The sequence below is a fragment of the Nonomuraea terrae genome, from assembly GCF_004348995.1.
In the GTDB taxonomy this organism is placed as follows: Bacteria; Actinomycetota; Actinomycetes; order Streptosporangiales; family Streptosporangiaceae; genus Nonomuraea; species Nonomuraea terrae.
The window spans coordinates 1-2,617 of record NZ_SMKQ01000410.1 but is presented as its reverse complement, the minus strand read 5'-3'; the positions used below and the strand labels follow the sequence as shown (position 1 = coordinate 2,617).

Here is a 2,617-nt window from a genome sequence, read left to right as displayed (position 1 = left end):
GCCCCAGATTCCCTCGCCGGGCCTTCGTTGTAGGACCTCAGCCCTGGACCGCCGTCAGCTGACGGCTCTCCCGCCCCCGACCCGCAACCCCGTCACGCCGAAGGTCCTCACGCAAAGGACTTCAACCCGCAACCCCCGTCACGCGAAGGCCTCAAAGGACCTCAACCCGTGACCACCGTCACGCTGGAGGCGGTGAGGAGTGGAGGTGGGACAGGTCAGCCGGTGGCGACGGGCCTCGACGGGTCGGCGACCCAGTTGGACCAGGAGCCGACGTAGAGGGCGGCGGGCCGGCCGGCCACCTCCAGTGCGAGCACCTCGTGGGCGGCGGTCACGCCGGACCCGCAGTACGCGCCCGCCGGCACCCCCTCAGTGACGCCCAGGTCGGCGAAGCGGGCCCGCAGCCTCTCGGGAGCGAGGAACCTGCCGTCCGGGCCGACGTTGTCGGTCGTGGGAGCGGAGACGGCCCCGGGCACGTGCCCGGCCACCGGATCGATCGGCTCCACCTCGCCCCGGTAGCGTTCCGCGGCCCGGGCGTCGAGCAGCACGCCCTCGCCCGCCAGCGCCGCCGCCTCGTCGGCGGTCAGCACCGGCATGCCGCCCGGCCGGGCGGTGAAGTCGCCCTCGACCGGCTGCGGGACCTCCTTGGTGGTCGGCAGGCCGGCCGCGATCCAGGCGGGCAGCCCGCCGTCGAGCACGCGTACGTCGCGGTGGCCGAAGTAGCGCAGCACCCACCAGGCACGGGCGGCGGCGGTGGAGGCCGCGTCGTCGTAGACCACCACCGGCCGGACGCCCGACACGCCCAGGCGGCGCATCGCGCTCTGGAAGGCCTGCGCCTCCGGCAGCGGATGCCGCCCGGCCTCGCCGGGAGGGGCCGCGAGATCGGCGTCGAGGTCGCAGAAGACGGCGCCCTGGATGTGGCCCTCGCGGTACGACTCCAGCCCGGGCGGCCCGCCGAGCCGCCACCGCACGTCCAGCACGGTCGCGCCGTCGAGGGCGGCGAGCTGCTCAGGAGTGATCAACGGGCTGGTCACGTGCGTACCTCCAGAAGTGGGACGTGCTGCTCGGCCGCGGTCAGCGAGCCGTGGTAGCCGATGAAGCGGGCCTCGATCGGGTGCCGGGAGGGAGTGGTGACGGCCACGCCGCCGTACGGAACGGCCACGACGTCGCCGATGCGCTCCAACCACGCGTCACGTACGCGCGGGCCGAACCAGCCCGAATCGACCGCCTCCTGTCGGGAGACGACCCACGCCTTGTCGCGCAGGGTCTCGCGCCAGGCCTCCAGCACCTGCTTGGCGGCTCCCGGGCGGGCGTACACGTGTCTCGCCCGCGCCTCGCCGCCGAGCAGCGCCACCCCTTCCATCAGCTCGGGGCTGCTCTCGGCGTCGATCTTCTCGGTGGCGTTGACCATGCCGTGGTCGGCGGTGACGTAAAGAGCGGAGCCGGGCGGAAGCCCCTCGGCGAGCCGCCGGGCCATGCCGTCGACGATGGACAGCTGCTGCAGCCACTCGTCGCTGCCCCAGCCGGTCATGTGGCCGACGGCGTCGAGGTCGCCGTAGTAGACGGTGACGTGCGCGCGACGGCTCTCGCGCAGCGCCTCGTGCGCGCGGGCGACCCGCTCGTCCGCGGATTCGGCGGCTGCGTAGCGGACGCCACGATAGACGGCCCTGGTCAGGCCGCTGCCCTCGAACGCGGCGGGGCCGACGTAGACGGGCTGGACCCCGGCCTGCGCGGCGCGCTCGTAGACGGTCGCGGCGGGCTGCCACTGCTCGGGCTGCACCACGAGACCGTCGGGGGCGGTCCAGCGCAGGCAGTTGAACAGGTGGCCCGTGCCGGGCACGGCGAGCATCAGGCCGACCATGCCGTGTTCGCCGGGGGTCAGGCCGGTGCCCAGGGAGGACAGGCTCGTGACGGTGGTGGAGGGGAACCCGGCGGTGAGCGTACGGCCCGCCAGCTCCGCCAGGAACGGCGCGTGACCGGGATGGGCACGCAACAACTCGGCGCCGAGTCCGTCGACGAGGAACAGGCAGACGCGGTCGGCGGGCTCCAGGGCGAGCGTGTTGGGCTCACGGAGGCCCAGTGCGGCGAGCAGCGAGCCGGGCAGATCCGCCAGCGACCCGCCACCGTATCCCGGCACGATCATGCCCCACAGTCTAACTCTCCCGATTCCCACACCATCGCCCCCACCTGCGCCGAAAGAGCGGCAGCGAGTGAACGCGGCCCAAGGGCCGAGACCGACGAACACCACGCCAGAACGCCGCCCGACCTCCTCACCGGTACGGTGACGAACCCACGCCGGCCATCCCCCGCGAATGCCGGCTCCCAAGGCCCTCACCTCCCGACCGTCGTCCTCCTGGGAGCGGTGGGGAGGAGTTGCGGGCCAAGTGGCCGCAACCCGCCCTGGGGCGTCGCGGCGGCAGGCGGCCCGGGCAGGGGCGCGGGCCTCGAACGGGGAGACGCATGTCTCGGGTTTGCACCGCGCAGGGATCTCATCTTCCTGAGGACCTCAACCGCCGGCCGCCGTCCTCTTGGGAGCGGGGAGTGGGTGCGAGGCCAAGGGGTCGGCCCTGTTCGGGGACGCCGGCAGGTGGCCCGGGTAGGGGCGCGGCCGGGGTGAGGC

2 protein-coding genes are annotated in these 2,617 nt (G+C 73.8%); both read right to left on the bottom strand.

The features are described 5' to 3' along the window. Nucleotides 1-215: 215 nt before the first annotated feature. Nucleotides 216-1,031, bottom strand: a complete 816-nt coding sequence (locus tag E1286_RS46960) for a sulfurtransferase (protein WP_132623862.1) — start codon at nucleotides 1,029-1,031, stop codon at nucleotides 216-218. After that, the gene (locus tag E1286_RS46955) at nucleotides 1,028-2,140 is read right to left on the bottom strand and encodes an alkaline phosphatase family protein (protein ID WP_132623860.1); all 1,113 of its coding nucleotides are present in this window, start codon (nucleotides 2,138-2,140) and stop codon (nucleotides 1,028-1,030) included. The genes E1286_RS46960 and E1286_RS46955 overlap by 4 nt, the downstream gene beginning before the upstream one ends. Nucleotides 2,141-2,617: the final 477 nt, after the last annotated feature.